This is a genomic window from Pseudomonas sp. C11 (genome assembly GCF_034683865.1).
Lineage (GTDB): Bacteria > Pseudomonadota > Gammaproteobacteria > Pseudomonadales > Pseudomonadaceae > Aquipseudomonas.
Genome location: NZ_JAWIIP010000014.1, coordinates 33788 through 50799, shown reverse-complemented (window position 1 = coordinate 50799; position 17012 = coordinate 33788). Strand labels below are relative to the sequence as shown.

Annotated in this window: 19 protein-coding genes; 13 read left to right on the top strand and 6 right to left on the bottom strand. The window is 61.0% G+C overall.

The window, feature by feature from the left end:
- Positions 1-15 precede the first annotated feature (15 nt).
- A complete protein-coding gene (locus tag VC352_RS20390) occupies positions 16-1029 on the bottom strand; it encodes an ATP-binding protein (RefSeq protein ID WP_322981336.1) in 1014 nt (337 codons plus the stop codon).
- Positions 1030-1306: 277 nt separating this feature from the next.
- On the opposite strand from VC352_RS20390, the gene VC352_RS20385 reads away from it, so the two are divergent.
- From VC352_RS20385 to VC352_RS20370, 4 genes are all read left to right on the top strand, one after another.
- Positions 1307-1645: a hypothetical protein gene (locus tag VC352_RS20385; protein ID WP_322981335.1), complete on the top strand. Its 339-nt coding sequence runs from the start codon at positions 1307-1309 to the stop codon at positions 1643-1645.
- Between the two features lie 90 nt (positions 1646-1735).
- Complete coding sequence (locus VC352_RS20380) at positions 1736-2704, top strand: DUF932 domain-containing protein (protein WP_322981334.1); 969 nt, start codon at positions 1736-1738, stop codon at positions 2702-2704.
- A 75-nt stretch (positions 2705-2779) separates the two neighbouring features.
- Complete coding sequence (locus VC352_RS20375; RefSeq protein ID WP_322981333.1) at positions 2780-3784, top strand: lambda-exonuclease family protein; 1005 nt, start codon at positions 2780-2782, stop codon at positions 3782-3784.
- A 91-nt stretch (positions 3785-3875) separates the two neighbouring features.
- Positions 3876-4763: a hydrolase or metal-binding protein gene (locus VC352_RS20370; protein WP_322981332.1), complete on the top strand. Its 888-nt coding sequence runs from the start codon at positions 3876-3878 to the stop codon at positions 4761-4763.
- Here VC352_RS20370 and VC352_RS20365 read toward each other — a convergent pair.
- The gene (locus VC352_RS20365) at positions 4760-5005 is read right to left on the bottom strand and encodes a helix-turn-helix transcriptional regulator (RefSeq protein ID WP_322981331.1); all 246 of its coding nucleotides are present in this window, start codon (positions 5003-5005) and stop codon (positions 4760-4762) included. The genes VC352_RS20370 and VC352_RS20365 overlap by 4 nt on opposite strands.
- A gap of 86 nt (positions 5006-5091) precedes the next feature.
- Between VC352_RS20365 and VC352_RS20360 the strand changes: the two genes are divergently transcribed.
- The 9 genes from VC352_RS20360 (at position 5092) to nrtS (ending at position 14336) form a co-directional block, all read left to right on the top strand.
- Positions 5092-5427: a hypothetical protein gene (locus VC352_RS20360; protein WP_322981330.1), complete on the top strand. Its 336-nt coding sequence runs from the start codon at positions 5092-5094 to the stop codon at positions 5425-5427.
- Between the two features lie 30 nt (positions 5428-5457).
- Positions 5458-6090 carry a hypothetical protein gene (locus tag VC352_RS20355; protein ID WP_322981329.1) on the top strand — a complete coding sequence of 211 codons (633 nt, stop codon included), beginning with the start codon at positions 5458-5460 and terminating at the stop codon, positions 6088-6090.
- 297 nt (positions 6091-6387) lie between these two features.
- Positions 6388-6732 (top strand): hypothetical protein, encoded by a 345-nt coding sequence (locus VC352_RS20350; RefSeq protein ID WP_322981328.1) that lies wholly within the window; start codon positions 6388-6390, stop codon positions 6730-6732.
- 92 nt (positions 6733-6824) lie between these two features.
- A complete protein-coding gene (locus tag VC352_RS20345) occupies positions 6825-8087 on the top strand; it encodes a TolC family protein (protein WP_322981327.1) in 1263 nt (420 codons plus the stop codon).
- The gene (locus tag VC352_RS20340; RefSeq protein ID WP_322981326.1) at positions 8084-9544 is read left to right on the top strand and encodes an efflux RND transporter periplasmic adaptor subunit; all 1461 of its coding nucleotides are present in this window, start codon (positions 8084-8086) and stop codon (positions 9542-9544) included. The genes VC352_RS20345 and VC352_RS20340 overlap by 4 nt, the downstream gene beginning before the upstream one ends.
- The gene (locus VC352_RS20335; RefSeq protein WP_322981325.1) at positions 9541-12681 is read left to right on the top strand and encodes an efflux RND transporter permease subunit; all 3141 of its coding nucleotides are present in this window, start codon (positions 9541-9543) and stop codon (positions 12679-12681) included. Before VC352_RS20340 ends, VC352_RS20335 begins: the two co-directional genes overlap by 4 nt.
- A gap of 55 nt (positions 12682-12736) precedes the next feature.
- Complete coding sequence (locus VC352_RS20330; protein ID WP_322981324.1) at positions 12737-13033, top strand: hypothetical protein; 297 nt, start codon at positions 12737-12739, stop codon at positions 13031-13033.
- A gap of 149 nt (positions 13034-13182) precedes the next feature.
- Positions 13183-14118 carry an HD-GYP domain-containing protein gene (locus VC352_RS20325; protein ID WP_322981323.1) on the top strand — a complete coding sequence of 312 codons (936 nt, stop codon included), beginning with the start codon at positions 13183-13185 and terminating at the stop codon, positions 14116-14118.
- 2 nt (positions 14119-14120) lie between these two features.
- A complete protein-coding gene (gene nrtS / locus VC352_RS20320; protein ID WP_322981322.1) occupies positions 14121-14336 on the top strand; it encodes a nitrate/nitrite transporter NrtS in 216 nt (71 codons plus the stop codon).
- Here the strand turns inward: nrtS and VC352_RS20315 are convergent.
- The 4 genes from VC352_RS20315 to VC352_RS20300 all read right to left on the bottom strand — a co-directional run bounded on the left by VC352_RS20315 (position 14324) and on the right by VC352_RS20300 (position 16989).
- The gene (locus tag VC352_RS20315; protein WP_322981321.1) at positions 14324-14734 is read right to left on the bottom strand and encodes a hypothetical protein; all 411 of its coding nucleotides are present in this window, start codon (positions 14732-14734) and stop codon (positions 14324-14326) included. The two genes, nrtS and VC352_RS20315, sit on opposite strands and share 13 nt — an antisense overlap.
- Positions 14735-14801: 67 nt before the next feature.
- On the bottom strand, positions 14802-15587 hold the full coding sequence (locus VC352_RS20310) for a DUF547 domain-containing protein (protein ID WP_322981320.1): 786 nt from the start codon (positions 15585-15587) through the stop codon (positions 14802-14804).
- An 8-nt stretch (positions 15588-15595) separates the two neighbouring features.
- On the bottom strand, positions 15596-16318 hold the full coding sequence (locus tag VC352_RS20305) for a TIGR04283 family arsenosugar biosynthesis glycosyltransferase (protein ID WP_322981319.1): 723 nt from the start codon (positions 16316-16318) through the stop codon (positions 15596-15598).
- Positions 16318-16989 carry a TIGR04282 family arsenosugar biosynthesis glycosyltransferase gene (locus tag VC352_RS20300; RefSeq protein ID WP_322981318.1) on the bottom strand — a complete coding sequence of 224 codons (672 nt, stop codon included), beginning with the start codon at positions 16987-16989 and terminating at the stop codon, positions 16318-16320. Before VC352_RS20300 ends, VC352_RS20305 begins: the two co-directional genes overlap by 1 nt.
- Positions 16990-17012 lie beyond the last annotated feature (23 nt).

Below are 17012 nucleotides of genomic sequence, written 5' to 3'. Positions count from 1 at the left end.
CCCCCTCCTTGGGTTTTAGTCAGCTAATTCTTTTTTAACTGCCGGGGTCAAACGACTTTTCCATTGCTCAAGTTTTGAAAGAGTAATGACTTTAGCGTTCTCTGTTTTTTGATCCAGCACAGCCTTGCGCATTACCCCCACGCAGAACTCTTCAACCTCAGAAAAGCTTAAGCCCAGCAGTCGCTTAGCAATGGTCTCGGCAGCCAGACCAAAATTGACCTTACTGCGCTGGCTAAAGCTGGAAACAAATGCCGTAAGCTGAGAGCGAGTGGGTACAGGAAGTTCAAGGCGCAATTGAAACCGACGCCATACCGCGCGATCTAATAACTCTGGATGGTTACTGGCTGCCACAACAACCACATAGTCAGGCAAATCATCAAGCTGTAGGAGTAGCGAACTGACAACCCGCTTGATCTCACCAGTCTCATGGGTATCGCCACGCTCCTTTCCTAAGGTTTCAAACTCATCGAAGAACAGCACACAACGCCTTGTTCTAGCGTAATCAAGCATCGCCTTCAATCTGCCTGATGTTTCTCCTAGATAGCTACCAATTAATGATTCATAACGCACCACGATTAAGGGCACCATCAATTCAAAAGCTAGCGCTTCGGCGAGTGATGTCTTGCCATTTCCGGGCGGCCCAGCCAACAGAATGCGGTGCCTCGGGCTCAACCCATGAGCGTGCAGAAGCTCAGAGCGCAGGTGTTCCTCAATCAATTCCCGCAACTGCTGATAGATGTTCTCGGAGAGCATTAAGCTACCCAAAGGACGTTCGGGCGTGGTTTCAGTAACCAAATCCTTTTGCGTCGCTCCATTGACGGAGAGGTGCTTAGCGACCTGCGTATTCGACTGAAAGAAGGAACCTGGACCAGGAGTAGCCTGCAAGGCTTTTGCCAGTCGATCAGCCAGAATGCGATGTCCTTTGCTCCGCTCCTCCTGAATCAGCACCTCGGCCGATCTACGGAACGACTGATGGTCACCGCTGCTGGCTGCTTTCATCAGTGCAACCAACGTATCAGCTTGCGCCATTTTTCTTCACCTTGTCCTCAATGGGGCAATCATACCTCTGAAATGGAGCTTATTTCATTGTAAGAACCCCATTACCACACTCAACATTGAACCTCGGCTAGGCCTTATGAGAGCGGGAGATGTTTGCCCATTTTGCTCAGACGCCAACCCTGGTCACCTTGCGGAAAATCATGTAAGCACTCCGCCTCTAGCCGGCCCAGCCAGGCAACCTATTCGAATCAAAAAAATCTCAACCATATATCACTGCACTGAACCTACCCACCATGGAGCTCAAACCATGTCATTGCAGTGTCCTAGCTGTCAGTCCAGACGTATTGCGTCACTTCATTCTGCCCTCAGGGTCGGAGCTACGGTTGGTACGGTTGGCGGCGCTCTTCGCGGCGCCTGCGGCGCTCTGGCAGGTGGCCAAGCAGGAGCTTCGGTTGGCCTGGTTGCCGGGCCTGCCGGTTCAATTCTCGGGGCCATCTCGGGTGCTGTACTCGGGGGCCTAGCCGGTGGCGTGGGTGGCTGCGCACTCGGTGCCGAACTCGGCCGCTGCCTGGATCGCCACGTCCTGGCTAACAACCTCTGCCTCGATTGCGGCTACCGCTTCAACCAGCGCTTTACTCAGGGCTAACGCCCACTTCCCTTACCACCTCAATACATCTCAGGCCCGCCGCGCATCTGCGTGGCGCTTATGCCTGCATCCCTGAAAAGGAGAACATTCATGGCTCATCTCGTCGAAACCATGGCCTACGCTGGCGCTACCCCGTGGCACGGCCTGGGCAATCAGCTCACTCAGAAACAACCCATCGAAGTCTGGCAACGTGAAGCCGGCATGGACTGGCAGATCCTCGAAAGCCCCGTGCATTTCAAATCGGACTCTGTTGGCCATCTGGGCGCCATCCACTCCTTCCCCGAACAGAAGGTGCTGTTCCGCTCCGACACCAAAGCTCCGCTGTCTGTGGTCTCCAATCGCTATCACACAGTGCAACCTCGCGAGGTGCTGGAGTTCTACCGTGATCTGACCGAGGTCTCCGGCTACGAGCTGGAAACAGCTGGTGTGCTCAAGGGCGGACGCAAGTTCTGGGCGCTGGCGCGTACCGGACAAGGCGCCGCGCTCAAGGGCAATGACCAGGTGAACGGGTACCTGCTGCTTGCTACCTCCTGCGACGGCACCCTGGCCACCACGGCCACGCCAACCACTGTAAGGGTGGTCTGCAACAACACCCTGACTATCGCCCTGGACGGCAGCAGCCGGGCGATCAAGGTGCCGCACAACACCCGCTTCGATCCGAAGGCGGTGAAGAAGCAGCTCGGCCTCGCCGTCTCGCAATGGGACGACTTTATGTACCGCATGCGCGTGCTGGCCGAGCGCAAAGTGCAGTGGCATGAGGCGCTGGGCTTCTTCATGAACGTGCTGTGCGAAACCAGCCCGACCGGTGCGCTGCCGGAGCAACTGCCCAACGAGCGCGCCCTGCGCAAGGTTCAGGAGCTGTACGAAGGCCGTGGTCGCGGTAGCCAGCTGGACTCGGCACGCGGCACCGCCTGGGGCCTGCTCAACGCCGTGACCGAGTATGTCGACCACGAGCGCCGTGCGCGCAGCAACGAGTACCGCATGGACTCTGCCTGGTTCGGCCAGGGCGCGCAGATCAAGCAACGCGCCCTGGATGCCGCGCTGCAGCTCGCCGCTTAACCCTCACTCAAATCAACCCTCGCGCCCGGTCAGCCTTGTGCTGGCCGGGCGTTTTTATGTCTGCAGGTGAACAGCATGAAAGCAACGTCATTGAACGGCAGCACCAGCAAGAAACGCCCTGCCCTGCGCCTGGTCAGCACCAAGGAGCTGCCGCGCGAAGACTGGCTGCAGATCCGCAAGCAGGGCATCGGCAGTTCGGATGCCGCGTCTGCCGTGGGATTGAATCCGTACAAGTCGCAGCTCGAACTTTGGCTGGAGAAGACCGGCCGCGATTCCGGCATGCCCAAGGCCGATCCGCACGATGAGAAAAGCCCGATGTACTGGGGCAATGTGCTGGAGCCCATCGTGGCCTGGCACTACAGCAAGCGCACCAAGCACAAGGTACGGCGCATCAACGCCGTGCTGCAGCACCCGGATCCGGAACTACCCTGGATGCTGGCCAACATCGACCGCGAGGTGATCGGCGCAGATGATGTTCAGGTGCTGGAGTGCAAAACGGCCGGTCTGACTGGCGCACGCCTATGGAAGGAAGGCGTACCGGAGTACGTGCAGCTGCAGGTGATGCATCAGCTCGCCGTTACCGGCAAGCAGGCCGCAGATGTAGCCGTGTTGCTCGGTGGCCAGACACTGGAGATTCACCGTATCGAACGGGACGAGCAGATGATTGCTCGCCTGATCGAACTGGAGCGCAAGTTCTGGCACTACGTGGAGACCGACACGCCACCGCCGGCCGATGGCACAACCTCTGCTGAAGCGGCATTGCGCTGCCTCTACCCGGAGGACAACGGTCAGGTTGTCGACTTCCGCAGTCATGCAGGACTGACCGCGGCCTTCATCGAGCTCAAGGCCGTGCGTCAGTCGATTGCCGACAAAGAGAAGCGCGAGGCTGAACTGAAGCAGATGCTGCAGCAGGCCATGGGCGATGCCAGTCGGGCGGAGTTCTCCAGCGGCTACGTCAGTTGGCGCAAGGCCAAGGATAGCTTCGGTCTCGATGTCGCTCAGTTGCTCCAGGACAAGCCCTACCTGCAAGCCAAGTACCCACTGCTGAAGCCAGGGGCACGACGTTTCCTGGTCGGCTGACCTCTATCTCTTTCACCCATCCCTCCCCTTGGCCAGCCCATGCAGTTCGCGCTGCGTGGCTGGCCTTTTTTTTATTTCCAGGAGAACCAACATGCTCAAAGGGCTCGCGATAACTCCCCCGGTGCTCGGGCGTATTTCCATCGGCAAGGTCATCGAGAAGAACGGTAAGCGCCTGCCGGAGAAGGATGACCAGTTCACCATCACCTCGCAGGTTCAAGGCAAGGACGGCTGGCTGCTGCACCCACTTAATGACGAGCTGCGCCAGGGTAAGGACGACAAGTTGCGCAGCATTCCGGTACGCCTTCTTTTCAACGAGCCGGAGCTGAATTTTAGGGCCGACTACACGCTGTTCGACCGGCAGTCCGGGCGGCCCATCTGCGTAGGCAATGGCGAGACCTGCAAACGGGTTACCCAGGATGGCATGCAGACACTGCCCTGCCCGTCACCGGATGCCTGCCCTCTGGCCAAGGGCGGTGCCTGCAAACCCTATGGCCGACTGAACGTGGTCATTGGCGATGAGGATCCGCTGGGCAGCTTCGTGTTCCGCACCACCGGCTTCAACAGCATCCGCACCCTCGCCGCTCGACTGCATTACTTCCAGGCTATCTCGGGCAACCGACTGGCGTGTCTGCCTCTGGAGCTGCGTCTGCGCGGCAAGTCGACTCGGCAGAGTCATGGCACGCCGATCTTCTACGTCGATCTGACCGTCCGAAACGGTCTGAGTATGGAAGAAGCCCTGCAAGCGGCCCAGCAGTTGGATCAGACCCGACAGGAGGCGGGCTTTGACCAAATAGCGCTGGACACCGCAGCACAGGGTGGCTTTAGCAACGGCGCCTTTGAGGATAGTGACGAAGATGCCGGCGCGATGGCCGAGGAGTTCTATCCCGAGGAGAGACAGCTGACCACAGCCACATCTACCGGAGAATCACCATCCTCACTAGCTAACAAGCTTGAAGCACTCGCTGGAAGTGAGAGCTAGAGGCCCGCATCGAGCAATAGGTCGGATGGCTTGCACTGAAGTGCTTTGGCAATCCGCGCAATGTTCAGGAAGGTAACGTTGCGCTCCCCCCTCTCGATCTTCCCCATGTGGGATCGGTCAATCTCAGCCGCATCAGCCAAGGCTTCCTGCGAGAGGCCTTGGCCAGCACGACGCGCACGCACAGCCGTACCCAGCTGCACCAGGTTTAGGTCTTTGTCGTGACTCGCGGAGATTCTTGGCATGCCGTGAATCGTTTAGATATGCTGCCAAAACGACCACGGTATTTACGACCCATTCAGCCAAGAACCCACCCACAGAAGGGAATCGCATGAAAAAGATCACTTACGAAGAACTGAACACCGAAGCACTGACTTCGCTGCTCCGCAACAAGGAGTCCTTTGAAGTTGTTGGCCTCAGCGGACGCATGGGCAGTGCTGTCACCACCCTAGAGAACAAGATCGAGTCAGCCGGCATGAAGTGCCGCATCTACACCTTCGGCCGCATCGCCGCTGCCGGTGGCAGCTTCTTCGGTGGCATCACCGGTGTAGTCGGCTTGGCCTCTGCCGTAGGGATTGCCGCCCACAACCTGGCCACCTTCAACCCTGACTACGAAATCGCCAAGTACCCCATCGATAACCGCATCGTCGTCAAATACAAGAAGTAACACGAGCCCTCAGATCAAAGGAATGCTCACATGAAACCAATAGCAATTGGAATAGCCGCAGTTGTGGCAGCCCTAGTCAATCCCGCATGGGCTGGTGCCGACCAGTATCCGTGCTCCGACCTCAAACAAACCTCACTCGGCATGAAGTACCGCACCTGCGGTGAGACGGAAGACATCGGCGCCAAGCGCATGCAAAAGTTCCGCGACAACGAGACCGGTAAGATCTTCGCAGAACAGGCTTCGGTGCTGATTCATGCCTACTGCAAAGATGGCATCTGCGTCGAAATCGTAGGTCTCAACTACGGAGAAGTGGTCGGCGAGGGCGCCGCTGATGGCCACTACTACATCCAGCGCGGCTATCAACTGGTCGCCGATCAAAGTGGCAACGCTGCGGCCATACATCCCGAAGCGCTGGCAGAGCAACAGCAGATCCAGCAGCAAGCACAAGCCAGCAATGGCTCCGCAAATACCGAGCTGTACTGCTCCAACATGAGTGACACCTGCACCCTGACCGTCAACGGCCAGGAGCTAGAACTCACCCGTGATCAACTACCCAAGCACGTGGGGTTCTATCAAGGCGACCGCAGCAACTGCATCGCCGAATCCTGCCTGGGTAGTAAGGGGGAGTTTCTCGGTTTGAATCCTGACTACTATCAGCGGTAAACCTATCCAGCCCCTCCAGCGCTACAAGGCGCTGGAGGGGCTTACGCTTAATACTTTTTTGGCGACTTTGGCCCGATACCACTGGCTCAAACCGACCAATAGCAGCCATTAGCCAACAAAACCTTCAGGTGCCTTGCTGCTCCTGAATTGATGTGCATTTCATGATTGTCACTCCATGACTTCCAGGCCCAACTTTCTGACGCAGATCAAAGCAGCGCCCTTGTCTGCTTCCGAGCTGCACTACCACACCAAACTATCTGCTATGGTCGTGTTTGAACCCCCATGTGATGGATTGCCGTGCGCCGAATCGGATTGGTTCTGCTACTGATTGTCAGCCTTGTGCTGCCGAGTTTCGGCGGCATGGCTTTCAGCATGCCGGTGCAACCCTGCCCGATGCAGAGCGGTGATCATCAGGGGCATGCGATGGTCGACGCTCCCTGCTGTGACTACACAGACCAGACGGATGGGCTGGCAGACAAGTCTCCCTGCAAATCCGGCCAGGAATGCAAAACCGCCAGCCTATTGCAGACAGTCGTGATCAAGACCTTCACCCCGCGCCTTTCCCGCCCCGAGGCATTGCCGAGCCAGTCGGTGATCGAGCGCGCGCCCTCCGAACTCTGGCGCCCTCCCCGTTTCGCCTGATGCACTGATCCATCGCGCCTGATTGCAGGCGCACCGTTGCCACCTTGCACGGCATGGTGGCGACTTCGATCAATCGCATTGGAGGCGAAAGCATGTCTGCTTTCCTTTTCGCACGCCGTGGCTGCATGGGCGTGCTGGCGGCCGCGTTCTGTGCGGCACCTTGGGTTGACGCACAGGCGCAACCGCTGACCTTCGAACGGGCCCAGGCACTGGCCGAACATAGTGCACCCGAGAACCTCGCGCGGCAGGCACAGGTGGCATCGGCCCAGCAGGCGGTGGTGCCCGCGGATGCCCTGCCCGATCCCAAGCTGATCCTCGGCATCGACAACCTGCCAGTCGAAGGCCCCGACCGTTACACCCTGAATCGGGACTTTATGACCATGCGCCGCATCGGGCTCATGCAGGAGGTGCCCAACGGCGACAAGCGCCTAGCCCGGCGCCACCTGGCCGAGGCCAGTGTGGTGCGGGCCGAGGCCGAGCAGCGCGCCATGCAGCTGGAGATCCGGCGCCAGACGGCAGCGAGCTGGCTGGATGTCTACTACGCCGAACGCAGCGTCGGCCTGTTCGACCGACTGGCCCAGCAGCTCGACATGCTGCGCTCGACCGTGCAGGCCCGGATCGCCGGCGGTAATGCCCAGCCGGGCGAGTTGCTGCAGGCCGATCAGCAAGCCCTGGCCTTGCAGGATAGGCGCGACGAACTGAGCCGCGACGTGGCAATCGCCCGCGCCAAACTGCGGCGCTGGATCGGCAACGAGGCAGATCAGCCTCTAACCGGGGACGCACCTGACCTCAGCCTGGAGGCTGCGCATCTGCAGCAGCGCATGGCATCACATCCCGAGCTGCGCGCCGCCTCGGCACGGGTCGGCGAGGCCAGTGCCGAGCTGGACGAAGCCATCGCCGAGAAGACCCCCGACTGGGGCGTCGAGTTTGCTTACAACAATCGCGACAACCAGTTCGGCGACATGGTGATGCTGCAGTTCACCTTCGACCTGCCGATGTTCGTTGGCACCCGCCAAGGCCCAAGGATCAACGCCAAGCAGCAGAGCTTGGCGCAGATGGAAGCCGAGCAGGAGGTGCTGCTGCGCGCCCATCGGGCCGAGCTGGAAAGCGGCCTGGCCGAACTTGAGCAACTGCGCAAGACCCTGGCACGCACCGAAAGCAGCCTGATCCCACTGGCAAGCCAGCGGGCCGATCTGGAACTGGCCGCCTATAAGGCCGGCAGCAGCCAGTTGAGCGCCGTCATCACCGCCCAGAGCGAGCTGATCGAGGCGCAACTGCGCCAGATCGAGCAACAGCGCAAGCTGAGCCTGCTCTCCGCCAGCCTGCATTACACCTATGTGGAGGGTCTGAAATGAAAGTCTCGGTAGCAGGATTCACCTTCGCCTTGCTGGCCGTCGGCATAGGCGCGGTCGCTGGCGGCTACTGGCTGGCCCAGCGGCAGGCCGGGCATGGCGCCAAGCCAGATGTGGCAATGGCCCCGGAACGCCCGGTGCTCTACTGGTACGACCCGATGCAACCGGAGCAGCGCTTCGACAAGCCGGGCAAATCGCCTTTCATGGACATGCAGCTGGTACCCAAGTATGCGGGCGCCGGACAGGATACCTCCGCCCTGAGCGTGCCGGCCCAGGCCGTGCAGAGCCTGGGCATGCGCACCTCGAACGTGGTGCGCGGAGTGCTGCCCTCGGGCATCGAAGCCGTAGGCTCCCTGGCCTACAACCAGCGCGAGGTGGCGAACCTGCAGGCCCGCGCCGGTGGCTTCGTCGAGCAGGTCTATGGGCACGCTCCGGGCGATGTGCTGCCCGCCGGCACGCCCCTGGTAGACCTGCTGATTCCCGAGTGGTCCGCCGCACAGCTGGAGTACCTCGCCGTGCTGGCGACCGAAGACGCCCGCCTGATCGCCGCGGCCCAGGAGCGCCTGCGCCTGCTCGGCATGCCACGCGCGCTGATCGAGCAGGTTCGCCGCAGCGGTAAGTCTCGGGCGCTGCAGACCCTCACCACGCCCATCGCCGGCGAGCTGCAGACATTGGAGGTGCGTGCCGGGATGACCGTGAGCGCTGGCCAGGATCTGGCGCGGATCAACGGGCTGTCCACGGTCTGGCTCGATGCGGCGATACCCGAGGCCATGGCCGGAACGGTTCAGGTCGGGGGCGAGATCAACGCCAACCTGACGGCCTTTCCCGGGCAGCCGCTGCAAGGCCGCATCATCGCGCTGTTGCCGAGTGCGGACCCGCAGACACGCACGGTCACCGTGCGCAGTGAACTACCCAACCCCACAGGCAAGCTGCGCCCCGGCATGTTCGCCGCCGTGCGTCTGAACAGCGAGGTTGAGCTACCCACGCTGCAGGTGCCCAGCGAGGCGGTGATCCGCACCGGCAAGCGCGCGCTGGTGATGCTGGCAGAAGACGACGGACGCTACCGTCCTCAGGAAATCACCCTGGGCCGCGAGGCCGATGGGCGCCTGGAGGTGTTGTCCGGCCTGGAGGAAGGGCAAGCAGTAGTCACCTCCGGCCAGTTCCTGATTGATTCGGAGGCCAGCCTGCAGGGCGTCATGGCCAGCAAGGCGGAACAGAAGCTCCCCCCGGGGCTGCATGAGTCCCACGGCGTGATTCGGGCGCTGGACGCCCGGCAGGTCACCCTGGAGCACGGACCGTTCGAGAGCCTGAATATGCCCGGCATGACCATGCCCTTTGCCCTGGCCAGCCCCTCGGTGGCCGCCGGCCTCAAGCCCGGCGACCACGTGCGCATCGGCGCCCGGCAGACGGACAGCGGCCTGCTGATCGAGCGGCTCGACAAGCAAGGGGAGCAGCCATGATCGCGCGCCTGATTCACTGGTCGATCGGCAACCGCTTCCTGGTGCTGCTGGCGACCCTGTTCATTACCGCGCTGGGCTTCTGGTCGCTGCGCAACACGCCGCTGGATGCGCTGCCGGATCTGTCCGACACCCAGGTCATCATCCGCACCAGCTTCCCCGGCCAGGCGCCGCAGATCGTCGAAAACCAGGTGACCTATCCGCTGGCCACCACCATGCTCTCGGTGCCGGGGGCGAAGACGGTGCGCGGCTACTCGTTCTTCGGCGACTCCTTCGTCTACGTGCTGTTCGAGGACGATACCGACCTTTACTGGGCCCGCTCGCGGGTGCTGGAGTACCTCAACCAGGCACAAGAGCGCCTGCCCGAGGGCGTCACCACCACCCTCGGCCCGGATGCCACGGGCGTCGGCTGGATCTACCAGTACGCCCTAGTCGACCGCAGCGGCCGGCATGACCTGGCCCAGTTGCGGGCGCTGCAGGACTGGTTTCTCAAGTACGAGTTGAAGAGCCTGCCCAACGTGGCCGAGGTGGCCACCCTCGGCGGCATGGTCAAGCAGTACCAGGTGCTACTCGATCCGCAGAAGCTGGTGGCCTACGGTGTGACCCAGCAGGAGGTCGAGGCAGCACTGAAGAGCTCCAACCAGGAGACCGGCGGCGCCATCCTGGAACTGGCCGAGCGCGAGTACATGGTGCGGGCCTCCGGCTATCTGCAGAGCCTGGACGACTTTCGCCAGGTGCCGCTGCGGGCCTCGACCAGCGGCGTGCCGGTGCTGCTGGGCCAGGTGGCCACCATTCAGCTAGGGCCGGAGATGCGCCGTGGCATTGCCGAGCTGGACGGCCAGGGCGAAGTGGTCGGCGGCGTGGTCATCCTGCGCTCGGGCAAGAACGCCCGCGACGCCATCGCCGCGGTGAAAGCCAAGCTGGACAGCCTGAAGGCCAGTCTGCCGGCCGGCGTCGAGGTGGTCACCACCTACGACCGCGCGCAGCTGATCGACCGCGCCATCGACAACCTCAGCCACAAGCTGCTGGAGGAGTTCGCGGTGGTCGCCCTGGTCTGCCTGATCTTCCTCTGGCACCTGCGCTCGTCGCTGGTGGCGATCATCACCCTGCCCCTGGGCATCCTCATGGCCTTCATCGTCATGCGCCAGCAGGGCATCAACGCCAACATCATGTCGCTCGGCGGCATCGCCATCGCCATCGGCGCCATGGTCGATGCCGCCGTGGTGATGATCGAGAACGCGCACAAGCACATCGAGGCCTGGAAGACCCGGCACCCCGGCGAGCGGCTGCAGGGCGAGGCGCACTGGCGGGTGATCGGCGAAGCCGCGGCCGAGGTCGGCCCGGCGCTGTTCTTCAGCCTGCTGATCATCACCCTGTCGTTCCTCCCGGTGTTCACCCTGGAGGCCCAGGAGGGCCGGCTGTTCGGCCCGCTGGCCTTCACCAAGACCTATGCCATGGCGGCTGCCGCCGGACTCTCGGTCACCCTGGTGCCGGTGCTGATGGGCTACTGGATTCGCGGGCACATCCCCAACGAACGGCAGAACCCGCTCAACCGCTGGCTGATCGAGGCCTACCGGCCGGTGCTGGAGTGGGTGCTGGCCTGGCCCAGGACCACCCTGGCCCTGGCCCTGCTGGTGTTCCTCTCCAGCCTCTGGCCGCTGAGCCGGCTCGGCGGTGAATTCCTGCCGCCCATGGACGAGGGCGATCTGCTGTACATGCCCTCGGCCCTGCCCGGCCTGCCGGCCAGCAAGGCCAGCCAGTTGCTGCAGCAGACCAACCGCATGATCCTCGGCGTGCCGGAAGTGGCACTGGTATTCGGCAAGGCCGGGCGGGCGGAGACGGCGACCGACCCGGCGCCGCTGGAAATGTTCGAGACCACGGTGCAGTTCAAGCCGCGCGAGCAGTGGCGCGACGGGATGACGCCGGAGAAGCTCATCGAGGAGCTGGATCGCGCGGTGAAGGTCCCCGGGCTGTCCAATATCTGGGTTCCGCCGATCCGCAACCGCATCGACATGCTGGCCACCGGGATCAAGAGCCCGATCGGGGTCAAGGTCGCCGGCACCTCGCTGGCCGACATCGAACGCATCAGCCGCGATATCGAGGCCGTGGCCAAGGAGGTTCCCGGGGTCAGTTCGGCGCTGGCCGAGCGCCTCACCGGCGGGCGCTACGTGGACATCCAGATCGACCGTCTGGCCGCCGCGCGCTATGGCCTGAGCATCGCCGATGTGCAGGCGGTGGTGTCCGGTGCCATCGGCGGCAGCAACATCGGCGAGACGGTCGAGGGGCTGGCCCGCTTCCCCATCAGCCTGCGCTATCCTAGGGAGTGGCGTGACAGCCCGGAGGCGCTGCGACGCTTGCCGATCCTCACCGCCGCCGGCCAGCAGATCACCCTGGGAACCGTCGCCCAGATCAGCCTGACAGAAGGGCCGCCGATGCTGCGCAGCGAGAACGGGCGGCTGTCCGGCTGGGTCTATGTCGATGTCCGAGGGCGTGACCTGGCTTCGACCGTGCACGAGCTGCAGCAGCGCGTCGCCGAGCGCGTGCCACTGGAGGCGGGTATAACCGTGTCCTACTCCGGCCAGTTCGAGTTCCTCGAACGCGCCAATGCCAGGCTGTCCTGGGTGGTGCCGGCGACCCTGCTGATCATCTTCGTACTGCTCTACCTGACCTTCAGCCGTGTCGGTGAGGCATCGCTGATCATGGCCACCCTGCCTTTCGCCCTGTCGGGCGGCATCTGGCTGCTGTACTGGTTCGGCTTCAATCTGTCGGTGGCTACCGGCGTGGGCTTCATCGCCCTGGCCGGGGTCTCAGCCGAGTTCGGCGTGATCATGCTGCTGTACCTGAAGAACGCCTGGCAGGCGCGACTGGATGCGGGGCGCGGCGACGATCCGGCGCTGCTCGATGCCATCCGCGAAGGCGCGGTGCTGCGCGTGCGGCCCAAGGTAATGACGGTGGCCGTGATCATCGCTGGCCTGATACCGATCCTCTGGGGCGGCGGAGCCGGCTCAGAGGTGATGAAGCGCATCGCCGCGCCCATGGTCGGCGGCATGATCACCGCACCGCTGATGTCCATGCTGGTGTTGCCTGCAGCCTATTGGCTTATGAGGAGAAAGGGGAACGACACAAAAAGCACACTGTAATAAAGCTGCTCGCCAATCATCTGATTGATGAACACATCAATCGAGGATTGCCATCATGAAATCATTTTTGACCAAAACAGCAGCCCTGATACTGGTGCTCTCCAGTAGCGTAATCACGGCCCATGCGGAGGACGGCAGCGAGCGCCTCGCGAATTTCAAACTGAAAAATGAAGCGATGATTGCTGAGCGTTCTGCGGCATCAATAGAGGAGCGTGTGGCGCAGATTATGGAAACGGAGCCAACCGCATCTGGTCCGCTGGATAGCCTGCAGTGGTCCGTTGACCAAGGGGAAATGAACCAAAATCGCGCCACCCAACTAAAAATCCGCGACCTTCACCGCAGCCAGAAGTGATGGCAACTCTCTGGCGTTTTCGGGTATGGTCCTGCGAGCCGACCCCCTCGGCTTCCCCTGTACACAAGGATGTGTACTTCCTAGCACGTACCCGTCATTAGCCTGAAGATTGTCGTCTCAAGCCCTATATCGGCCTGGAGACTTTCCCAATGCTGTCATTCGCTGCTAGCTGGTTTGGCAAGAACTCAACCTCGTCAACGGTTGCTACAGGAGCGGCTGCTCAAGCCCTACTCAGCAGCCTTCTGACAATGGCCTGGTTTGTGGAGGCTCGTGATCCCTATACGGGAGGCCATCTTTGGCGAGTCTCACGCTACGCCCACCTGCTCGCCACGGCTGCCGGCCTCTCTGCGCCTGAAGCCGCACGAGTAAGCCTGGGTGGATTTCTTCACGACCTCGGCAAGATCGGTATAACCGATGCGATCCTTCGCAAAACCACGTCTCTGACTGATGACGAATATGCGGTCGTGAAGACACACCCAGAGCAAGGCCTGCGCATGCTTGCCGGTCACCCGCTGGCGAACTTGGTACGCGAGGCCGTTTACAGCCATCACGAGCGTCCAGATGGCAAGGGCTATCCGCGCGGTATTAGCGGTAACGAACTTCATGTCGATGCGCGAATTGTCGGGCTTTGCGATGCCTTTGATGCCATGACCAGCAGCCGTCCGTATCGGGCAGGCATGAGCAGGGGCCAGGCACTGGCGATTATTCAGGGCCAGAGCGGCAGTCAGTTTGATCCGCAGCTGAGCGAGCATTTTCTTGAACTGGGGCGCCAAGGCGTACTGGATCATGTGATGGGCCACTCAGATGAAGGCATCCCTCTGCAGAGCTGCCCCATGTGTGGTCCAACGCTGGTATTGACCCGCGAAAATCATGCAGGAGAACACATTTACTGCCGCAATTGCGCAGGAGAGTTCAAGCTGAAGAGTACGGAGAATAAGCTGGTCGCTGAGCCCACAGGACGTCAGGGTTCCCCCCGTGATCTGGAACCCGAGGCTGATCATGGGCTGATTCGCCGGGTGGTAGCTGAGGCCGCTGCCAACATGTCGCTAGAGCTGATGCTCAGGACAAGCCAACAGGGGGAATGACCATGCATTTCCCCCCGATTACTCCAGCAAAGTCTCGGCTACTGTATCGCTCAGGCAAAGTTGCCTTGGTGGTTGGCACCCTACTGAACCTGATCAACCAAGGTGATGCTCTGCTCGGCTCTGCTGAACTTTCGCTGCACCACTTGCTGCTGAACTACCTGGTGCCATTTACGGTATCAGCCTACAGCGGCCTCAAGGCTGTGCATCAGAATACCTGACGCTCGCCTTGCCACCAGCGCCAGGTATCGAGCAGATCGAAGATCAGGCTGATGCCGTTTACCAGCAACACGAGACAGATAAACAGCACTTCCCCTGAATCAGGGGCCGGGGTCTGCAACACGCGCATCAGTAGCAGAATCTGCAGCGGCCCCCAGAAAACCAAGTGCGGTAGCGCCATCGCGCGACTGAAACCCTCGTACCGGTAGAGCAGGAGCATATTGCTGCCCAAGGCCAGGACTGCCGCGAGAGCGACCATCTGCGCGGCCTGATATTCGAGCACAAGGAAACTGAGCAGATTGACAGGCACTAGCACCAGCGCCATCCAAACCTGCACCCACAGGGGAAGACGGCGAAAGGACAGCCAGAGCTGGCGGTTAATCTCCACAAATCGATTCATGACTTTACTCTTCATTTTTTTGGGGGCGAGCTGAGCGCCACGTATTTATGTCAGGCCTACAAAAGCGTCACTTCTGCTCGTTCAACGACCAGTCGTAATCAAGAAATTCGATGCCTGACTCAGGCTCAATCGGCAAACTCGCCCCCCCAGCTACCAGCCACCGTACATGCTTCAGGAAGTACGTCTGCAGCGAGCCATTGCGCTTGATAAAGTCGTCGCCATACCAGTCGAAGATCATCGAGACCTCGAAGCGCTCCTGCTCTGGATTAAATCGATTGCGCCGATGATCACTGAGGAAGCGGCGCTGACTATCTTCCAGCTGGATATCTAGCCGCTTCGCGATAAAGGCCTCCGGGCGCAGCGCCGGGCAGCCAATCGAGGCGCAGTTGACGGCAAAATGAATGCGCGGCTCATCAAACACCCCAGGCTTGCGGATCACTCCATGCTCGATCTGATCGAGACTCATCTTCTGCCCAAGCAAGGGAATGAATTCCAGCTTCCAGGGGCTGCTGAACAAGCCACCGATTTCCCTAATCGACTGCAACGGGTAATGCTCGATTATCAGTTTGACGGTGAAGGCGTTGTAGCTGTTGATCAAGAAAGCCAGCTGTTGCGGCCTGCTCCAGCTGTCGTATTGATCGCGCGAAACAGCCGAAAGCACTGCTAGATAGCGATCCAACTGGGCCTGATCCCGCTTGAAGCCACGGTAGTCGACTGCGCTAGCAAACCCGACCTCATCCCAGGCAACATGGCGGGCAAGCAAGTCGGTCCATTGCTCATGGTTCTGATCAAACATGGCAGCCTGGGTCCATCCGCTAAGAGTGAGCAGCAGGCTAAAGAGCAGGTTACGCATCAGTTCTCCTAAGGTTTTGCCGTGTTATTGCTGGGCCTGCCCGAGCTGTAGAGCCGCGCCAGGCGCTGAGGCGAAACGCCGCAGGCATAGCCCAACGCCAGCCAGCGATTGCGTAGCGAGCGACGCCACCAACCATCCCGCTGCCAACGCCTGGCATCAACCAGCAAGCCGCCAGACAGCACGACGAGACGCCCCATCAAGCGGGCGCGTTTGACCAGTTCGACCTCCTCGAACAACGGCCAGGGACTGTGCTGACCGGACAGTTCATAAGTGCTGCGGTCAAAGAACAATCCCTGGTCGCCATAGGGCACACCGAAAGCGTTGCGTAGGGCAATCAACCGCTCAAGCATTCGGCTTTGCCAGCAGGGCTGACCGGCAAAGCGGAAAGCGAAATAACCACCTACTGCGCCAGCACCGAGAGCCCCTGTGATCGACACCAGAGGGTTGCCCTGCAGTTTGGCGTCGGCATGCAGAAACCACAGAATCTGATGTTTCGCATGGCTGGCCCCCAGACGCAGCTGCTCCCCTCTGCAGGGCCGAGCCGGCAGCCACTGCGCACCATGCTGCTGGCAGATGTCACGACAGAGAGAGCTCTGTGCCGCATCGACTACCAGCACCTGCAAGGTTTGCAGCGTGCTCTGCGTAAGTTCTTGCAATTGAGTCAGCAATTCATTCAGTGCCGACTCATCGCGCCAGCAGGGAATGATCACACTGACAGGCGAAAGCCCCATCACTCCGTCTCCCCCAGCTGCTCAAGCGCTTGACGCAGCGCTACCCGCGCCGGACGAGCGTCCGCGGCCAAGAACACATAGAGAGGCCGCAGATCTTGCTGGTGGTCGATATCGAACAGCTGACCAGCCACCGCGACACGCTGACCAGCCTGACGACAACACTCACTGAGCGCCTCACCCAATTGCGGGGTGCTCCAGGGCAAGGCACGCAGATCGGGCCAGGACCGATTGGAGGCCATGAGCACAACTCCGCCATCCTCAGCCAGGAGCAGTACGCTGTCGTTTTCCTGCAGCAGGTACGACACACGCTTGTAATCGTCGAAACACAGTGCTGGGCAATCACTGCCGATATAGATCAAGCTTTGCTGCCCCTGTTGGCGCAACCGTCCATCAAGCTGATTGATCCGCTCACCCAGATTGCCTTCCCCCTGTGCCAAGCACTCACTCGCCTGCGCCAGGCCAAGTGCCCAGGCAAGATGTTGCTGATGGTCAGGTGCCAGAACCGTATGACCTGGCCACAGGCGGACATCCTCCAACGCGCACGCCAACAAGTGCTGGGCAATGATGAAGGCACGCTCGGTACCTATCTGCTCAGCCAGCCGCTGCTTGGAATATCCCAGCGCCGGGCGCTTGCACAGTAGAACCAGACCGGGCCAGAGCTCACCAGACAATAAGTTTCCACTCACCAACACAG

Coding starts and splice junctions, on each gene's coding strand:
- VC352_RS20390 (WP_322981336.1), bottom strand. CDS start 1,029: ATGGCGCAAGCTGATACGTTGGTTGCACTGATGAAAGCAGCCAGCAGC.
- VC352_RS20385 (WP_322981335.1), top strand. CDS start 1,307: ATGTCATTGCAGTGTCCTAGCTGTCAGTCCAGACGTATTGCGTCACTT.
- VC352_RS20380 (WP_322981334.1), top strand. CDS start 1,736: ATGGCTCATCTCGTCGAAACCATGGCCTACGCTGGCGCTACCCCGTGG.
- VC352_RS20375 (WP_322981333.1), top strand. CDS start 2,780: ATGAAAGCAACGTCATTGAACGGCAGCACCAGCAAGAAACGCCCTGCC.
- VC352_RS20370 (WP_322981332.1), top strand. CDS start 3,876: ATGCTCAAAGGGCTCGCGATAACTCCCCCGGTGCTCGGGCGTATTTCC.
- VC352_RS20365 (WP_322981331.1), bottom strand. CDS start 5,005: ATGCCAAGAATCTCCGCGAGTCACGACAAAGACCTAAACCTGGTGCAG.
- VC352_RS20360 (WP_322981330.1), top strand. CDS start 5,092: ATGAAAAAGATCACTTACGAAGAACTGAACACCGAAGCACTGACTTCG.
- VC352_RS20355 (WP_322981329.1), top strand. CDS start 5,458: ATGAAACCAATAGCAATTGGAATAGCCGCAGTTGTGGCAGCCCTAGTC.
- VC352_RS20345 (WP_322981327.1), top strand. CDS start 6,825: ATGTCTGCTTTCCTTTTCGCACGCCGTGGCTGCATGGGCGTGCTGGCG.
- VC352_RS20340 (WP_322981326.1), top strand. CDS start 8,084: ATGAAAGTCTCGGTAGCAGGATTCACCTTCGCCTTGCTGGCCGTCGGC.
- VC352_RS20335 (WP_322981325.1), top strand. CDS start 9,541: ATGATCGCGCGCCTGATTCACTGGTCGATCGGCAACCGCTTCCTGGTG.
- VC352_RS20330 (WP_322981324.1), top strand. CDS start 12,737: ATGAAATCATTTTTGACCAAAACAGCAGCCCTGATACTGGTGCTCTCC.
- VC352_RS20325 (WP_322981323.1), top strand. CDS start 13,183: ATGCTGTCATTCGCTGCTAGCTGGTTTGGCAAGAACTCAACCTCGTCA.
- nrtS (WP_322981322.1), top strand. CDS start 14,121: ATGCATTTCCCCCCGATTACTCCAGCAAAGTCTCGGCTACTGTATCGC.
- VC352_RS20315 (WP_322981321.1), bottom strand. CDS start 14,734: ATGAATCGATTTGTGGAGATTAACCGCCAGCTCTGGCTGTCCTTTCGC.
- VC352_RS20310 (WP_322981320.1), bottom strand. CDS start 15,587: ATGCGTAACCTGCTCTTTAGCCTGCTGCTCACTCTTAGCGGATGGACC.
- VC352_RS20305 (WP_322981319.1), bottom strand. CDS start 16,318: ATGGGGCTTTCGCCTGTCAGTGTGATCATTCCCTGCTGGCGCGATGAG.